Genomic DNA, 15,327 nt, shown 5'->3' on the forward strand with positions numbered 1-15,327 from the left:
AATTTTAGGGTTTAACTATTGCCCATCCTTCATCCTGTCTCAAAATCATTTCCCCGTTTCCGCTGGGGGTGTAATTTACAAACTCAAATAATTCGGACTTTTCGATCTTTTTTTCACGAAGGGTATTTTCGCACTGTACCATCACTACCCCCTTATCTTGCAGACCTGTAAGAAGTTCCCCGTAGGGGTTTTTCTTTCTGAACATTTCCACTCCGCCCCCAAAGGCCAGCAGTTCGACCTTCAGTTTGCCTTTCAGCCTGGGATCTTCCATCGCGTTATTGATATTTCTGATAATGACTCTGATTTTCTGGTCATCACCTTCATTGATCACATACAAAGCCTTGTACTCCTTATTAATAGATTTTGCAGGTTCGTAAACTGTTGCCTTTTGCGCAAAACCCATAAACCCTGTCAGGAAAACTGAGAAGGTCAATATCTTAATTAAGTTTTTCATTATTTTTCATTTAAAAGTTGATTGATTTCTTGATAGAATGATTCTTTGCTGTAGTCTGCCATTCCCGCATGATGCATCCTAATTTTTCCTGATCTGTCCAAAACGACGGTCGTAGGAAGTGAACCATTAAAAAAAGCAGTTGGAATCGAACCTTCTGCAACTAAAAACGGAACAGTGAATTGTTCTTTTTCAAGATACATCTTACCCAAGGCGGTCTGCTCATCCAGATTGACTGTAAGAAAAACAAGATCTTTATTGGATTTAAATCGGACGTAGAATGTCTGAATCGAAGGGAATTCCGCACGGCAAGGCGGGCACCAGGACGCCCAGAAGTTAATAAATACCACTTTTCCCTTGAGGTCAGAAGTATTGATGATCTCACCTTTATCATTTCTGACACTGAAGTTTTCAGTACTGGACAAAGGAGTCGACTCAACGGCCGGCTCTGTTTCCTTTTCTTCAATCTTTGAGTTCATAAGACCGGTAGAGATGATCTGGCGCATCAGCCAGGCTTTTGCATCGGGACTCACAAGCAACACGATGAATATTGACACCAAAAGTGCCGTACTCCAGTTCTTCCGAAGCCATATTTTAAATTTTTCCATTGTTCTTATTTTAATAAATTATTGTCCGGTTAACTTTTTCAGCGCTTCATAAATCTCAGGTCGGTCAAAATCTTGCCCTCCCTGCATCTGTGCTTCGAGTTCTCCTTTTTTATTAAAGATCAAAGTCGTCGGAATTGCTCCCTGAAAGTACTGCGAAGGAATAGTGTCTGCTGCTACATACACCGGAAGATCGTAGTTTTTATCCTTCATAAATTTCTTAGACTTTGTCAGGTTGGCTTCCACATTGAGAAGGACAAAAACGATATTGTCATTTCCCTTGAATTTGTCTTTCAGGTCTCTGATGCTCGGCATTTCTTCGACACAAGGCCTGCACCATGTGGCCCAGAAATTTACAAAGACCACCTTCCCTTTCAGTTCACTCAAAGCAATTTTCTTTCCGTTCTCATCGATTAAGATGATATCCTCATTATCATTTACATTATTTTGTGGGATGGGCCCATCCTGATTCTCAACTCTTGATTGCATCGCACTCAAAGAAAAAGAAAACAGGGTCATCATAAGAATGAAAATAGGTGTTTTAAATTTTAAGGTCGTTATCATTATTTATTTTTTTTTGGGGTTGATATCTTTCCTTCCTCAATTTCTTCGGAAGGTTTTACTAGAACTTTGTCATGGCCGAATAGTGCACCAAAGACCTCGGTCATTTTTTCGTAGGTGATTCCTTCTTTCACAGCAACTCTGCTTACCGTATTATCATTGAAGGTCATCACAAAGGTTCCGGATTGAGTCTGCAGAATACTTTTCGTGGGTACAAAAAATGTAGGTGCACTTCTTTTCAGATTGAGCTGGACCTGTGCATATTCCCCCCCTTTTAAGACAGTGCCCGGATTTGGAACGTCAAACTCAAGGGTCATCGAACGGTTTTCCTGACTGATAACACCGGAATTCCTTGAAAGATGCGCTTCAAAATTTTTTCCCGGGATAGAGTTGACCGTAAATTGCGCCACTATCCCCTCATTGACACTTGATGCATGTTTTTCAGGAAGAGATACCGTCAGTCTCAGCTTATTTTTCTGAGCAATACTGAAAAGAGCCATTCCTGAATTGGGACCAACCAAGGCTCCTACCGACAGATTCCTATCCATTATCACACCACTGAAAGGTGCCGTGATCCTAAGGTACTGATTCATCTGTGAAGACCTACCGGTGCCCGCTTTTGATGCCTCGTATGTTGCTTTGGAACTCTGCATAATGCTTTTAGCCCTATCCAGTTCTATGTCGGCAACAGCTCCTTTTGTACTGGCCGCGTCCTGCAATCGCTCAAAAGCCTGTTTAGCATAAAGATAGTCGGTGTATGTTTTCTGCTGTGAAGATTTATCGGATAGGTAATCCTGATTCATTTCTGGTGCTTCCAGAACTGCAAGAAGCTGACCTTTGGTCACAACTGAACCTCTGTCAACATAAATTTTCTTGATAAATCCGGCAACCTTCGCAAAGATCTGCACCGATTCATAAGGTTTCAGTTCGCCTGGAACGGAAATCTGATAAGTGGGATTTATCAGCTTGATTTCTGTGGTCACGAAAGACCGAGCAGGCTGAACTGTTTTTTTTGTTTCATTTTTACTTTCCTTTTCGCCCGAGCAGGAAGCCATTCCCAAAAGAACGACCGGAATGAAGATGTATTTTATTTTATTGATGATTTTCATTATTTTTTAATTATTTAAGATTGTACGAAAAATTTACTTTCCTCATCTTCCGGATCCAAGGAAGGATTTGAATGTCCTGCATTGGACATTACTGCTGCAAAAAAATGCGGAACCAAAAGCAGAATGGTAAGAGTGGATGCGATGATACCACCGATAACAGCTCTACCAAGTGGAGCAACCTGCTCAGAACCTTCCCCGATACCGATTGCCATAGGAATCATCCCGGCAAGCATCGCCAAAGCGGTCATCAGTACAGGGCGGAGTCTGGACGCCGCTGCCATTCTCGCAGAATGAAGCGCACTGATATGGTAATGTTTACGGTAGTACTCTGCCTGATTGATAAGTAATACGGCATTTGAAACCGAAACACCGATGGACATAATCATCCCCATATATGACTGGAGGTTGAGCGTACTGCCGGTAATGAAAATCAAAACAAGACTTCCCACGATCACGGAAGGAATCACGGAAAGAACAACAAAAGGTACTTTAAATGACTGATAATAAGCAGAAAGCATTAGGAATATCGCTAGTACTGCCGCCAAAAGTCCCATTGCAAGACTGTCGAGTGTATCATCCAGTAGCTGCAGTGTGCCTTCTGTCCAGACAGAAACACTTTTTGGAGGTTTTCCGGTCTCACTGATGGCATTTTTTACCGCTTTGGAAGCAGAGCCCAGGTCTTTTCCGTACACATTTCCGATAATTGTTACATATCTCATAGGTCCCTTTCGGTTGACCTGTGCAGGTGCGGTCGTTTTTTTAACTGTAGCGATATCTTCAAGAACGGGTCTCGGGCTGTCTTTTTTCAGTGGAAGTGATTTCAGGATCTCTTCAGAGTTCATTATACTTTCTGGAATCTGGACCTGTGTCTGAAAGACAAGTCCTGATTTTGGGTCGACCCAGAGGTTCTTGTCGGTGTAGCGGGTTGAAGAGGTAGCGGTCACAAGACTGCGTGTCACATCCTGCATCGTCAGTCCGAACTGCGCAGCGAGATTTCGGTCTACGTTGATCTGTAACGTCGGATATTGAAGTGGCTCTGCAATGCGGACGTCTCGCAGGAAATCGTTGCTTTTCAGCTTTTCCTCTATTTTTTTTGCGTGAGATGCCGCCAGTTTCAGATTCGGAGATCCTACCTTGATTTCTATCGGGGTCATCGATCCCTGTCCAATAATTTTTTCGGTAAGTTCCATCGGTTCAAAATTGATTTGTGCTTCAGGATGCTTTTCAGCAATCTTCTTGCGGATCTTTTCTTTCAGATCTTCCATAGACCCTGAAAAGATCTCCTTATTTACAGAAACCTGCAAAACAGACTGGTGTGTTCCGTTGGTGAAAAGAAATATGGGATTGATCGGCGTTGCTGCCGGATGTAAACCGACATAGGCCGAACTGATGCTGACCGCATTTTCCGGCAAAATACCTTCAATATCTTTGAGAATATCCTTCACCAGCTTTTCAGTTTTCTCCAGACGGCTTCCCTGTGGCGCATCAATTCTCATCTGAAAATCACCGCTGTTGGAAAGAGGCATAATATCGGTTCCCAATGAGCGCATCATTAAAAATATTAAAAGGCCCGAGAAAATGATATAGGCCGAAAACAATACCAAAGTCCTTCCCGACCATTTTCTCATTTTGTGACTGTAGCCCGTTCTGAATCGATAGAAAAAACTCCTGTTTTTAACATAATGCTTCTCAATATGCTTATTCTTCATCATCCAGTTAGCCAGGATCGGAACGAAGGTCTGGGATGCCAGAAAGGAAGCTATCATTGCGAATGCAACTGCAAAAGAAAGCGGAAGAAACATATCTTTTGGAATGCCCGTCATAATGAAGGCAGGCGTAAGAACGGCCAGAATACATAATAATATCAGCACCTTCGGAATGGAAATTTCAAGTACTGCATCAAGAATGGCTTTGGGTTTGGTTTTCCTCATTTCCATATGCTGGTGGATATTCTCGATCGTGACCGTAGCTTCATCTACCAAAATTCCGATGGATAGGGCTAACCCACTCAAGGTCATTATATTAATAGTATATCCTGCAAAATAGAGCACACAGACGGCTGTTAATATTGCTATGGGAATTGTAAAGACCACGATCAGTGCACCTCGAAGGTCACCAAGGAAAAGAATAATGACCAGTCCTGTAAAAAGTGCACCCAAAAGTCCTTCATGAATTAGATTTGAAAGGGAACGTTCAATATATTTTGACTGGTCAAATTCATAACTCACCTTCGCATCATCCGGAAGCTGATCTCTCAGTTTTGGCATTGCTTTTTTTAGATTTTCAACTGCTGTCAGTGTTGAAGCATCTGATTTTTTGATCACCGGGAGATACACAGAGCGTTTCCCATTGACCAATGCATATCCAGATGTCTGGTCAGCTCCATCCTGAACATTGGCTACATCACCCACGTAAAGAGTTCTACCGTCTTGGGTCTTTATCGGGATTTTAAGAAACTCCGCAGGATCTTTGGCTATGGAATTGATCGGTGCCATATAATTCGTTTCGCCCATTCTGATATTTCCTGCTGGCGAAGGATGGCTGCTTTTTGTGATCGCCAAAGTAATTTCTTCCGGACTTAGTCCGTTACTCTGCATTGCAGCCGGGTCAATATTTACAACGATCGAACGGATGTTACCCCCAAAAGGTGCCGGAGCCGTAATACCGGGAATCTCAACAAACATCGGCCGGATTTTGGTTAGGACCATTGTCTGAAGCTCTGTTACAGAGTGATTGTCACTTTCAAAGACAAGTTGACCGACCGGGAGTGAATTACCGTCAAACCGCACAACCATAGGCGGTACTGCACCGGGTGGTAAAAATCCCATTGCCCGTGAAACCTGCGTGGAAACCTCACCTGCAGCCTGCGCCATATCGGTGCCTGGATAAAAGGTCAGTTTCATTAAGGTCAGTCCCTGAACACTTTTGAAATCAATATTCTTGACACCATTCACAAAGAGTAAAACTTTTTGAAATTCATTGGACATAAAACCATCCATATATTGAGGTGAAAGCCCTCCGTAAGGCATCGCAATATACATTGACGGCAACTCTACCTCCGGGAAAATATCTACTTTTATTTTTTTTATAGCTGTAAGCGAAAGCACAATGACCGACAGGAAAACGACCATGACGGCAATGGGCTTTCTGAGCGCAAAACGTATTAAATTCATTCTAAAATTTTAAAGTTGGGTAAATAAATAATCAAAATCGCCGGTGAGTTCAGCCTTTGCTATGACCTGCTCCCAGAATTCTTTTGCGGCATCGATCTGACTTTTTTCTGCATTTTCAAGAATCTGACGGATCTGTAACAGTTCAGTGAGGGTAATAAGACCACTCTTGTATCTTGCTACATACATTTCGTAGGCATCTGATGCGCCTTTCACAGAAGCACTTTCTTTCTTAAGTTGTTTTTGCTGTTCTACAATCCTGCTTTCAAGGGCTTTAATCTCAGTCTGCATTGATAGCTGATACTGGTTTTCGAGATAACCCAGACGTTCCGCTTCTTTTGACAGCATATTGGCTTTTTGCCTGTTCGTATGAAGACTGCTGATATTCCACGTCAATCCAAGTCCAACAAGAGCATTGTTGGCAGAATTGGAGAAACCATCGGTAAATTTCCCTGAGACATTGCCATATGGATCGGATCCTGAACCTCTGTAAGCATAACCTCCCAAGATCTTAAGCGACGGAAGTGATGATCTTCTCTCTGTTTCCGCTTTGGTCTGATAGTATTCGGACTCCTGATGGATGGACTTTAAAAAAGGATGTGATGGATTAACCTTCTCACTGTTAAAAGAATTTATTTCAGGGTCAAGAAAATGACTGACCTGGTAATCCTCTACTTTAAAATTATCAATGTAAAATTCCTTAAGTTTTTCTGTGGCTGCCTGCTGCTTTCCAAACCAATTATCTTGCATTGCCAATGCCTGAACGTACGATGAATAGGTAAGTACAGAATCTGCTTCCGGTTTGAGACCGGCACGCGAAAGGGCTTTGCTTGAACTGTGGATTTCTTCGAGCCTCGTCGAGTTTCTCTCTGCCCATCTGAGCTTGGCGCCATTAAAGACATAGTCAAGATAACGTTGTGATAGCAATTTTTTGAGCCTCAGCAAATAGGATTCTTTATCTGTCCTGAGCTTTTGTGTGAACTCATTTGCTGATCTTTCCTCGGATCTCTGACGCCCGAAGTTGTAGATCTCGTACTCCGCAATGGCTGAGCCGAAATTGTTTGAGGATAAAGAGGAGCCCGAATTCCTGTTTCCGGAAACATTAAAAAAACCGGACTGTGGGAAAAAACCACCACTGCTTCCCTCTAATGTTCCGTAGGTATTTTGATATTGAAGCTTTACCTGTGGTAATGCCTTGGATTTTACTGTCTCTTCGTTATATTCTGAAGATTCTATTGCAGACTCGGCTGCACGGATCCCTGAATAGTTTTTTTGTGTTTCTGTCCATATTTTACCCAAAAGTGATTCTTGCTGGGCATAAAGGACAGACTTCTGAGTAATCAGCCCAAAAATAAGGACTGAAAGACTTTTTCTTATCATTGTATGAAAGATTAACAGTTACCGAAATGATTCCGATAAGGATTAATAAAAATTTAAAATCAATCGTTTGAGTCTCTACAAGAAGAGACCAATTAAATTTTAAATCAAATGATAAGTTTGCGGTATTGTATGAAGATGGGAACCGTAATTCCAATTTTGGAAGTACTGTAAAATGGATGTTCTCTAAGATTTATAAACAGAAATGCCCCTGCAAATAGAATGAATGTAAATGCAGCAAGCTCCTGAAATTCCGCCACTGAAAAATGGGTATCATTTTTAGCGGTAATTTCTCTTTCCTTGCAAAAGTTGCAGACAGAGGCCGTGGTTGTGTTGGTGGTAAATTTCTCCTTTGGTGCGGAGGTATGACTTTTAGCGGAAGGCTGCAGACTGAGTAGGTTTTTGATACCGTATTTTACAGCGCAGGAAGAAATTAAAATACATATAATGAAAAACATTGCAATAACGCTTTTCATTATATGATTGGTATTTAATTTCTGATAAGTCATTCCTGCAAATATAAATTTTTAATTACTAAGGTCAAAAACATTAACAGAATTTATATGAAATACATTATTGTGCAATCTTGTTTTTCACTTCCTGCTCTGTTGCAAAACCTAAATTATCCCAGACTAATTTATCGTTTTTATACAGCTTCAGGACCGGTAGTGCAGAAACATTCAGTTCTTTGCAGAGTTCTGTATTTGCATCTGCATCTATTCTTAAAATTTTCACCTTATCCGGCATTTCAGCAGCCATCTTTTTAAGGTAAGGCTCCATCTTTTTGCAGGGAGCGCACCATTCTGCATAAAAATCCACCAGAACGGGAGTATTGCTTTTCAACATTTCCTTATACTGGGCAAGACTAATTCCTGTAGCAGTTGATGCTTTGATCTCCGGAAGCTCAGCGTTCCTCCACTTCATCATTCCTCCCTGCATTTCATATACATTTTTAAAACCGATTTCCTGAAGTTTTGCAGCGGCGGCCGTACTTCTGGGTCCGCTCATACAATACACAAATACAGGTTTATCCTTATCGAGCGCTTTTGCTTTCTCTGTGAAGTCATCTGCATTCCAGTCGATGTTCATTGCACTTTTAAGATGACCGTTACGAAATTCTCCAGGTGTTCTTACATCAACCAATTGTGCATCTTTGGTCTGGTCCAATTTTTTAGAAAATTCTTTGGCAGGAAGACTGCTCTCGCTTTTGTTACTCTGAGCTTTTCCGCATCCTGTAATTGCGATGAGAAAAAATACAACGATTAGGTTTTTATACATTTTAAAGGTTTTGCTTGATTAATCTTTCCAGTTCATCCGCCTGAAAAACACCGGATTGTTTCCATTTTACTTCTCCATTTTTCAAGATCATCAAAGTAGGAACACTTCGGATTCCGAATTGCGAGGCAACCGCCTGGTTTTTGTCGATGTCAATTTTAACAATGCTTGCTACATCACCAATATTCTTTTTGAGATCCTGAAGAATAGGCGCCTGCATTTTGCATGGACCGCACCATTCTGCAAAGAAATCTACCAATACGGGTTTCTCCTGACTGATTAGTTCCTGAAATTTATTCATTTTTCAGATTTTATTTGATTTCTTCATATTCAACCTTATCCCCATTTTTTTTTGAATTTCTTGTTGGGACAGAACAGTTTCCCGCAGCACAACAGCCGATATTGAATAGTGGCATTACAACAAAAACCATTCCGACAGCCACCAAAATCCACATTCCAGATTGTGTGGCTTCTACAACAAGGAAAATTCCCATTGCCAGACGAAGCAACCTTACAAAGTTCCAGTTTTTAAATAAATTATCCATACTTTTCTTTATCTTTTTGTACCAAAAAAGCGTACAACCGAAGCTTTTCCTTTGTGATAAGCGCCTTCACTCAGTATGGTTTCGGAAATATATGCTTCCTGAAAATCGAAATCGGAAAAATCAGTTTTCAGTTCTTCTAAATCATAAAGCATTTCCCAATGTTTTGGTCCGCCTGCATTTGGATTTTCGTCTTGAAATTTAGAATGCTCTTTACTGAAACCTTCCAGAATAATTCCCCCACCTTTCTTCACAAGCGATGAAAACCATCTGTGCAAATCCCGCCTCAATATTTCAGGAAAATGGGCAAAAACCATTACTAAAAGGTCAAAACTTTCTTTTTTATAACCTATTGTATCTGCCGAAACCGTTGTGTAATTTATTTTCACCGAGTTTATTTCAGCAAGCTGCATCGCTTTCTTTTTGCCTTCTTCACTTTGGTCAAAAGCCTCAACTTCAAAACCCTGAATTGCCGCATAAACAGCATTCCTACCCTCTCCTTCAGCAGGAAAAAGAGCTTTTCCGGGAGTGAGTTCAGCCAATTTTTCGGCAAAATAGATATTTGGTTGATCTCCGTACACAAAATCTGACTGGCGGTATCTTTCGTCCCAAAAATCTTTCATTATTGTTCCGTTAGTTTTATCATATTCTGTACACTGCCACCGTTGAGAACATTCGTGATTCCGTTTCGTTCCAATGTTCCTTTTGCCATTGCGCTACGGTTTCCACTTCTACAGAAAACAATGATGTTTTTCTTATTCCTGAACTTGGAAATCTGGTCTTTGACGACATCCAAAGGTATATTAACAGCCCCTTCAGCACTTCCCGAAGCAAATTCTACGGGCGTTCTTACATCTACCAAAAAAGCACCTTCTCCCAACGCAGTTTCCAGCGCAGCATTGTCTTTTTTTCCGAATAACATTGATAATAAATCCATCTTAATTTTTTACAGGGTTTGCTTTTTCTGTCCATTCTTTCATTCCGCCAGAGAAATTTTTGACGTTCTCAAAACCGTTTTTCTTCAGTAGAGAATAGGCAATTGCTGCTCTGTCGCCACTTTGACAATGAATTACAATTGGTTTTTCATGGGAAATTTTATCCAGATTATCCTCCAAAGTTCCCACAAAGACATTCTCAGCATTCTCAATACGTCCTGCGTCATATTCGGTTTTATTTCTTACATCAACCACCTGAATATTATCTCTGTTCAGATAAGATTTGAATTCCTCAATATCAATAATATCGGCAGTCTGTAATTCTAAGTCTAAATTTTTCACGTCATCAATATAGCCCATCATTTGATCCATCCCGATTCTCATCAGTTTTCTGGTAAGATCTTCCATTTGTTCTTCCTGAGCAACCAAAATAAACGGCTCGGAATAATTGACAATCCATCCCATCCACGTGGAAAATGAATTATTACCCTGAATATTGATGCTGTTTGGTATAAAACCTTGGGCAAAATCTACTTTATTTCTCGTGTCTATAATTTTAACTCCATTTTGATAAGCTTTCAAAAATTCTTCTTTGGAAAGTTTCGGATGTTTTGGAACTTCTTTTAATAAAGGTCTTTCCACTTTGTTGAGTTTTTTCATCATTGCAAAATATTTTGGAGGTTCCGGCTGTCCTTCCAGCAGATATTCTACAAAACCTTCCTCATCTTCTTCATATTGAAAAGCCCAGTTTCTGATTTTTTCATAACCTACCGTTGAACTCGGAACTGCACCCAAAGCTTTTCCGCAAGCCGAACCTGCACCGTGTCCCGGCCAAACTTGGATAAACTCCCGCAATCTGCTAAAATCCTGAACAGAATGAAACATTTCTTTCGCTCCTTTTTCCTGAGTTCCTGTAATTCCGGCCGCCTTCTCCAATAAATCTGGTCTTCCTATATCTCCCACAAAAACAAAATCTCCTGTAAAAATCATCACCGGTTCGTCCGTTGCAGGATGATCGGTCAATAAAAAGCTGATGCTTTCCGGCGTATGTCCCGGCGTGTGAATGACTTTTAAAGTTAAATTTCCAACTTTAATGATATCTCCATTCGTTAATCCGGTATGTGGAAACTGATATTGCCAATCTTCACCACCTTCATCCGAAAGATACATTTTTGCACCCGTCACTTCCGCAAGTTCTCTAGAACCCGACAAAAAATCGGCGTGAATATGAGTTTCTGTAATATGTGTAATCGTGAGATTATTTTCTTTGGCAATCTGAAGATAGGTATCGATATCTCTTTTGGCATCGATAACAATGGCTTCACCTTTTGCCTGACATCCTATTAAATAGCTAGCCTGCGCAAGGCTCTTATCATAAATATGCTGAAAAAACATAATGTAATTTTTTAGGGTTATACTTTTTTAATATTATAGTACAAATTTCGGGGTTTACAAAGTGTTATACCGCTACTTTTGTTACATAAGTTAAATTTTTCAAAACCAATAATTCGTAATTAAATTTAACTGATTATAATTGGTCTTTTGATAGACTGCAATTGGGTTTGAGCTTTGCAGATTTCTTTTAAAAATGTAAAGCAAATCAACTTCCAGTTTATGACTGACTTTGTAAGCGACAAAGCTATTCCATTGCAAAAAATCATCTGTATTGTACTTATTATTTTTAAAATCATTTTCGGAAACTCCGTTGCTGATGCTAAAATCTGAGTGAGCCGACCATTTTCCATGATGAAATAAGACCGAAACTTTTATAATATCAACATTTCCAAAACCTTCCAATCTGCTTCTCGGAAGCGATGTGAAAAACTGATCTCTTCCCAATTCTTTCGGAAATAAAAATCTGCCGGTATCAAATGCTTTAGAATAAGCAAACTCCAAAGCGAAATTTTTGATCTTATATCGAAACAAAAAACTTGCAACCTGACCGTTTTCATCTGGCTGGACATATCTTTCGTAATATTTTAATCGACTTTGGTAAGAATCCGGAATCTGATAACTGTAAATCAACCCAAAATCCCATTTAGGAAAATTTAAACCCAGCTGAAACCAAGATGTATTGAGTGTTTTATCTAAATGTATGTTGTAAAAATTAATATCTGCAATTCGAAATTTTCTTCCGTAGTGAAAGATGGCAACACCTGTGCTGTTATTTTCACTGAGATAATCTGCTTTTGAGCTGTCTGGTTGAAATCCGTTATCCAATACTCCGATTGCGTCTTTCATTTTTGACCATTCTGAATTTGAACGCATTGAAACAGAATTCAGCAATGCTACATCAACCTGTGATTTACCGGAAGTAAAATTCCAGCTCAATCCGCCATATTCTATAGGTAACATTCTGCCGTCACTTGGATTGATAAGCGGAGAATATTTAATCGGAATTTTTCCTATCGTAAATTTTGATTTCCCTTTCTCGTATTGTAAATACAACTGATTAAGCCTTGAAACGGCATAAAGATTCTGAGGAGAAGATAAGTCAAAAAGTTCCCGTTCCCACTTGGAAGATTTTCCGGATTTCAAATCCTTTTCTTCCAAATCTGATGATGCAACTTTAGAAAGATACGAAGCAGAAACTCCAATGGAAATACGTTTTACGGGTTTGTATTCAACCTTTAAATTTCCTGCTAAAGCATCTGCCCAATAATCGGTACCTGTAAGATTGTCTGTTGACATCAAAAAGTTTCGTAGATTTCCTGAGATGATGACTTTATCACGATTATCTAAATTAACAGATTGCGTTTTAACCATTGAAAAAGCAAACACCAAAATTATTGACGTAACTTTTTTGGTATACATTTCAAACTTCTTTTCCTTTCAGCATTTTGTTCCAATAGAGATACGGGAGAATATATTTCTTGAGAATCCAAAGTCTCCAATGCTCTTTTGAACTGTCTGAAATGAGCATCTTTTTGAGATTCGGGTCTGGTGTGAACTCATTTTTATAGTTAAATTCTGCCAAAACCATTTTTCCGTAACCTGTTACAAGCGGGCACGAAGAATATCCATTATAAGATTTGTTATCTGGTTTTGCACCTAAAATCATATTGATGAGATTAGAAACCACTACAGGAACTTGTTTTCGAATTGCAGCACCAGTTTTTGCAGTTGGAAGTCCGGCTACATCTCCTACTCCGAAAATATTTTGAAATTTATTGTGCTGAAGACTGTTAATATCAACATCAAGCCAGCCTGCCTCATTAGCTAAAACTGAATTTTTAATAAAACGTGGAGCTTCCTGTGGCGGCGCAAGATGAAGAAAATTAAACGGAATCTCAACAATACGATCTTCGTTTTTGAAATAGGCAATTTTATTCACCGGGTCAATCTTAAAAAGTCCGTGCAGTGTTTTTAAATCGATATGGTAACGGTAAATGACTTTCATCAACGTTTCAGCGACTTCTTTTACGCCAAAAATAACACCACCGGGAAGCGCAAAAGTAATTTTTACCTTATCTGAAATACCTTTTCTCCTAAAATAATCTGCGGCAAGATACATTATCTTTTGCGGCGCGCCTCCACATTTGATGGGCGTTGTAGGCAAAGTGAACAGCGCATTTCCTCCTTTAAAGCTCTGAAGAGATTTCCACGTAAACTCGGGATCTATATAGTTACTGCAAACAATACCCGTTTTCACCGCCTCTTCTAAACCTTCTACCAGAGAAAGATTATTCACCAGCCCAGGTGCAACCACGAGATATTCGTAAGAATAACTCGTGCCATTATCTGCAGAAATCTTGTTTTGTTCGGGATGAATTTCTGTAACCTTGTTTTTAAGCCAGGTTACACCATTGGGAATTAAATCTTTTGTCTGTCTTGCTGTGTCTTTAAAATCGTAAGTTCCAGCTCCTACGAGAGTCCACGCTGGTTGGTAATAATGTTTCTCGGAAGGGTCTATGATGAGAACATTGAGGGATTCATTGGTATTTATGAGAGAAGCAGCAGTCATAATTCCTCCTGTTCCTGCTCCGATAATGATGATTTGAAAATGATTTTCCATAGCCAGACTTTTTGATGATTTGTAAAGCTAAATAATCTGATAAAAACAGTAAGTAACATTTGTTACATAAGCTAAAAACTAAGCATAAAATATAAAATAATTTAAAAATAAACTCAAAATACCTCAATATTAACAACAGTCATCAAATAATATTGTAAAAAAGAGACTGATTCAAAATTGAATCAGTCTCTTACGATTAGATTTTTACTGAAAATATATTAGTGGGGCAATTTATCCCTCAAATATCCATAGACCCAAGTTCCAAAAATGGCACTCAGCAAAGTAACTCCAACAGCCAATGCACCTGTTCCAATCTGTGCGAAAAGAGGTCCCGGACAGGCACCCGTCATTGCCCAGCCAAATCCAAAAATCAGCCCGCCATAGATTTGTCCTTTGTTAAATTTCTTCGGTGTAATTGAAATCCTTTCCCCGTAAATTGTTTTGATGTTGAATTTCTTAATAATAAACACTGAAATCATTCCTGTAAGAACTGCACTACCGATTACGCCGTACATAAAAAACGACTGCAAACGGAACATCTCCTGAATCCTGAACCAGCTGATGATTTCTGCTTTTACAAATACAATCCCAAATACAATTCCTACCAAAAGGTATTTAAGATTGTAATACCATTTGTGAGTAAGATGACTTTCGTTGGTGCAAACGCTGTCCTGATGACGTATATCTTTTTCTGTTGCCATATTTTTTTAAATTAAAGTGAAAGAATTATCGGCAAAATCACGTTCGCCATTAGAAAACCTCCTGCCATAAAGCATATTGTGGCAATAAGTGATGGTAACTGCAAATTTGCCAATCCCATAATGGCGTGTCCACTGGTACAACCACCTGCATAACGGGTTCCGAAACCTACCAAAAATCCACCGACAACCATAGTAATGAAACCTTTTATCGTTAAAAGACTCGCAAAATTCATCAATTGAGCAGGAACGAGATTGCTGTAATCGGTAATTCCGTAGGTTGCAAGTTCGGCTTTCAGATTCGGATTAATCGATAATTCTCCAGGATTCATAAGGAATTGAGATGCGACAACTCCACCGAGCAAAATCCCAAAAACGAAAAACAAATTCCAGAGTTCTTTTTTCCAGTCGTATTTGAAAAAAATAATGTTGGCTGGAATACACGCTGCGCAAATATGCCTTAAAGATGAACTGATTCCAAAAGATTTGTTACCCAGTATCAGCAAAGCCGGAACTGTAAGCCCTATTAACGGACCCGCAATATACCACGGCCAGGGTTGTTTTATAACTTCTATCATTTTAATTAATT

The 15,327-nt window shown here is 39.6% G+C and carries 17 protein-coding genes; all 17 read right to left on the reverse strand.

Going from position 1 to position 15,327, the window contains the following annotated elements:
- Positions 1–4: 4 nt before the first annotated feature.
- A complete protein-coding gene (locus tag EG344_RS05520; protein ID WP_034741435.1) occupies positions 5–454 on the reverse strand; it encodes a DsrE family protein in 450 nt (149 codons plus the stop codon).
- Positions 454–984: a TlpA family protein disulfide reductase gene (locus EG344_RS05525; protein WP_228412862.1), complete on the reverse strand. Its 531-nt coding sequence runs from the start codon at positions 982–984 to the stop codon at positions 454–456. Before EG344_RS05525 ends, EG344_RS05520 begins: the two co-directional genes overlap by 1 nt.
- Before the next feature lie 93 nt (positions 985–1,077).
- On the reverse strand, positions 1,078–1,620 hold the full coding sequence (locus EG344_RS05530) for a TlpA family protein disulfide reductase (protein ID WP_034741440.1): 543 nt from the start codon (positions 1,618–1,620) through the stop codon (positions 1,078–1,080).
- Positions 1,620–2,726, reverse strand: coding sequence for an efflux RND transporter periplasmic adaptor subunit (locus tag EG344_RS05535; RefSeq protein WP_042279168.1), 1,107 nt, complete (start codon positions 2,724–2,726; stop codon positions 1,620–1,622). The genes EG344_RS05530 and EG344_RS05535 overlap by 1 nt, the downstream gene beginning before the upstream one ends.
- Before the next feature lie 14 nt (positions 2,727–2,740).
- Positions 2,741–5,899: an efflux RND transporter permease subunit gene (locus tag EG344_RS05540; RefSeq protein WP_034976035.1), complete on the reverse strand. Its 3,159-nt coding sequence runs from the start codon at positions 5,897–5,899 to the stop codon at positions 2,741–2,743.
- Positions 5,900–5,908: 9 nt separating this feature from the next.
- Positions 5,909–7,276 (reverse strand): TolC family protein, encoded by a 1,368-nt coding sequence (locus EG344_RS05545; protein ID WP_034976037.1) that lies wholly within the window; start codon positions 7,274–7,276, stop codon positions 5,909–5,911.
- A gap of 104 nt (positions 7,277–7,380) precedes the next feature.
- Positions 7,381–7,749: a hypothetical protein gene (locus EG344_RS05550; RefSeq protein WP_123851096.1), complete on the reverse strand. Its 369-nt coding sequence runs from the start codon at positions 7,747–7,749 to the stop codon at positions 7,381–7,383.
- Between the two features lie 97 nt (positions 7,750–7,846).
- A complete protein-coding gene (locus tag EG344_RS05555; protein WP_034741451.1) occupies positions 7,847–8,551 on the reverse strand; it encodes a thioredoxin domain-containing protein in 705 nt (234 codons plus the stop codon).
- A gap of 1 nt (position 8,552) precedes the next feature.
- Positions 8,553–8,849: a thioredoxin gene (gene trxA / locus EG344_RS05560; RefSeq protein WP_034976039.1), complete on the reverse strand. Its 297-nt coding sequence runs from the start codon at positions 8,847–8,849 to the stop codon at positions 8,553–8,555.
- Positions 8,850–8,859: 10 nt separating this feature from the next.
- Positions 8,860–9,093, reverse strand: coding sequence for a hypothetical protein (locus tag EG344_RS05565; protein WP_034741459.1), 234 nt, complete (start codon positions 9,091–9,093; stop codon positions 8,860–8,862).
- 8 nt (positions 9,094–9,101) lie between these two features.
- Entirely contained in the window at positions 9,102–9,713 is a 612-nt protein-coding gene (locus tag EG344_RS05570) for a class I SAM-dependent methyltransferase (protein ID WP_034741462.1), read from the reverse strand.
- Positions 9,713–10,027, reverse strand: coding sequence for a rhodanese-like domain-containing protein (locus EG344_RS05575; RefSeq protein ID WP_034741465.1), 315 nt, complete (start codon positions 10,025–10,027; stop codon positions 9,713–9,715). Before EG344_RS05575 ends, EG344_RS05570 begins: the two co-directional genes overlap by 1 nt.
- A 1-nt stretch (position 10,028) precedes the next feature.
- Entirely contained in the window at positions 10,029–11,420 is a 1,392-nt protein-coding gene (locus EG344_RS05580; protein WP_034976041.1) for an MBL fold metallo-hydrolase, read from the reverse strand.
- A 99-nt stretch (positions 11,421–11,519) separates the two neighbouring features.
- Positions 11,520–12,716 carry a hypothetical protein gene (locus EG344_RS05585; RefSeq protein WP_040995549.1) on the reverse strand — a complete coding sequence of 399 codons (1,197 nt, stop codon included), beginning with the start codon at positions 12,714–12,716 and terminating at the stop codon, positions 11,520–11,522.
- Between the two features lie 124 nt (positions 12,717–12,840).
- Entirely contained in the window at positions 12,841–14,040 is a 1,200-nt protein-coding gene (locus tag EG344_RS05590; protein ID WP_034741473.1) for an FAD/NAD(P)-binding oxidoreductase, read from the reverse strand.
- A gap of 218 nt (positions 14,041–14,258) precedes the next feature.
- On the reverse strand, positions 14,259–14,741 hold the full coding sequence (locus tag EG344_RS05595; protein ID WP_034741476.1) for a DUF6691 family protein: 483 nt from the start codon (positions 14,739–14,741) through the stop codon (positions 14,259–14,261).
- A gap of 11 nt (positions 14,742–14,752) precedes the next feature.
- Positions 14,753–15,316 carry a YeeE/YedE family protein gene (locus EG344_RS05600; RefSeq protein ID WP_034741478.1) on the reverse strand — a complete coding sequence of 188 codons (564 nt, stop codon included), beginning with the start codon at positions 15,314–15,316 and terminating at the stop codon, positions 14,753–14,755.
- Between the last annotated feature and the right edge of the window lie 11 nt (positions 15,317–15,327).

It is taken from the genome of Chryseobacterium sp. G0162, assembly GCF_003815715.1.
Taxonomy (GTDB): Bacteria; Bacteroidota; Bacteroidia; order Flavobacteriales; family Weeksellaceae; genus Chryseobacterium.

What these genes read in the sequence shown, in the direction of transcription:
- EG344_RS05520 (WP_034741435.1), bottom strand. Translation starts at nt 454, where the DNA reads ATGAAAAACTTAATTAAGATATTGACCTTCTCAGTTTTCCTGACAGGG.
- EG344_RS05530 (WP_034741440.1), bottom strand. Translation starts at nt 1,620, where the DNA reads ATGATAACGACCTTAAAATTTAAAACACCTATTTTCATTCTTATGATG.
- EG344_RS05535 (WP_042279168.1), bottom strand. Translation starts at nt 2,726, where the DNA reads ATGAAAATCATCAATAAAATAAAATACATCTTCATTCCGGTCGTTCTT.
- EG344_RS05540 (WP_034976035.1), bottom strand. Translation starts at nt 5,899, where the DNA reads ATGAATTTAATACGTTTTGCGCTCAGAAAGCCCATTGCCGTCATGGTC.
- EG344_RS05545 (WP_034976037.1), bottom strand. Translation starts at nt 7,276, where the DNA reads ATGATAAGAAAAAGTCTTTCAGTCCTTATTTTTGGGCTGATTACTCAG.
- EG344_RS05550 (WP_123851096.1), bottom strand. Translation starts at nt 7,749, where the DNA reads ATGAAAAGCGTTATTGCAATGTTTTTCATTATATGTATTTTAATTTCT.
- EG344_RS05555 (WP_034741451.1), bottom strand. Translation starts at nt 8,551, where the DNA reads ATGTATAAAAACCTAATCGTTGTATTTTTTCTCATCGCAATTACAGGA.
- trxA (WP_034976039.1), bottom strand. Translation starts at nt 8,849, where the DNA reads ATGAATAAATTTCAGGAACTAATCAGTCAGGAGAAACCCGTATTGGTA.
- EG344_RS05565 (WP_034741459.1), bottom strand. Translation starts at nt 9,093, where the DNA reads ATGGATAATTTATTTAAAAACTGGAACTTTGTAAGGTTGCTTCGTCTG.
- EG344_RS05570 (WP_034741462.1), bottom strand. Translation starts at nt 9,713, where the DNA reads ATGAAAGATTTTTGGGACGAAAGATACCGCCAGTCAGATTTTGTGTAC.
- EG344_RS05575 (WP_034741465.1), bottom strand. Translation starts at nt 10,027, where the DNA reads ATGGATTTATTATCAATGTTATTCGGAAAAAAAGACAATGCTGCGCTG.
- EG344_RS05580 (WP_034976041.1), bottom strand. Translation starts at nt 11,420, where the DNA reads ATGTTTTTTCAGCATATTTATGATAAGAGCCTTGCGCAGGCTAGCTAT.
- EG344_RS05585 (WP_040995549.1), bottom strand. Translation starts at nt 12,716, where the DNA reads ATGTCAACAGACAATCTTACAGGTACCGATTATTGGGCAGATGCTTTA.
- EG344_RS05590 (WP_034741473.1), bottom strand. Translation starts at nt 14,040, where the DNA reads ATGGAAAATCATTTTCAAATCATCATTATCGGAGCAGGAACAGGAGGA.
- EG344_RS05595 (WP_034741476.1), bottom strand. Translation starts at nt 14,741, where the DNA reads ATGGCAACAGAAAAAGATATACGTCATCAGGACAGCGTTTGCACCAAC.
- EG344_RS05600 (WP_034741478.1), bottom strand. Translation starts at nt 15,316, where the DNA reads ATGATAGAAGTTATAAAACAACCCTGGCCGTGGTATATTGCGGGTCCG.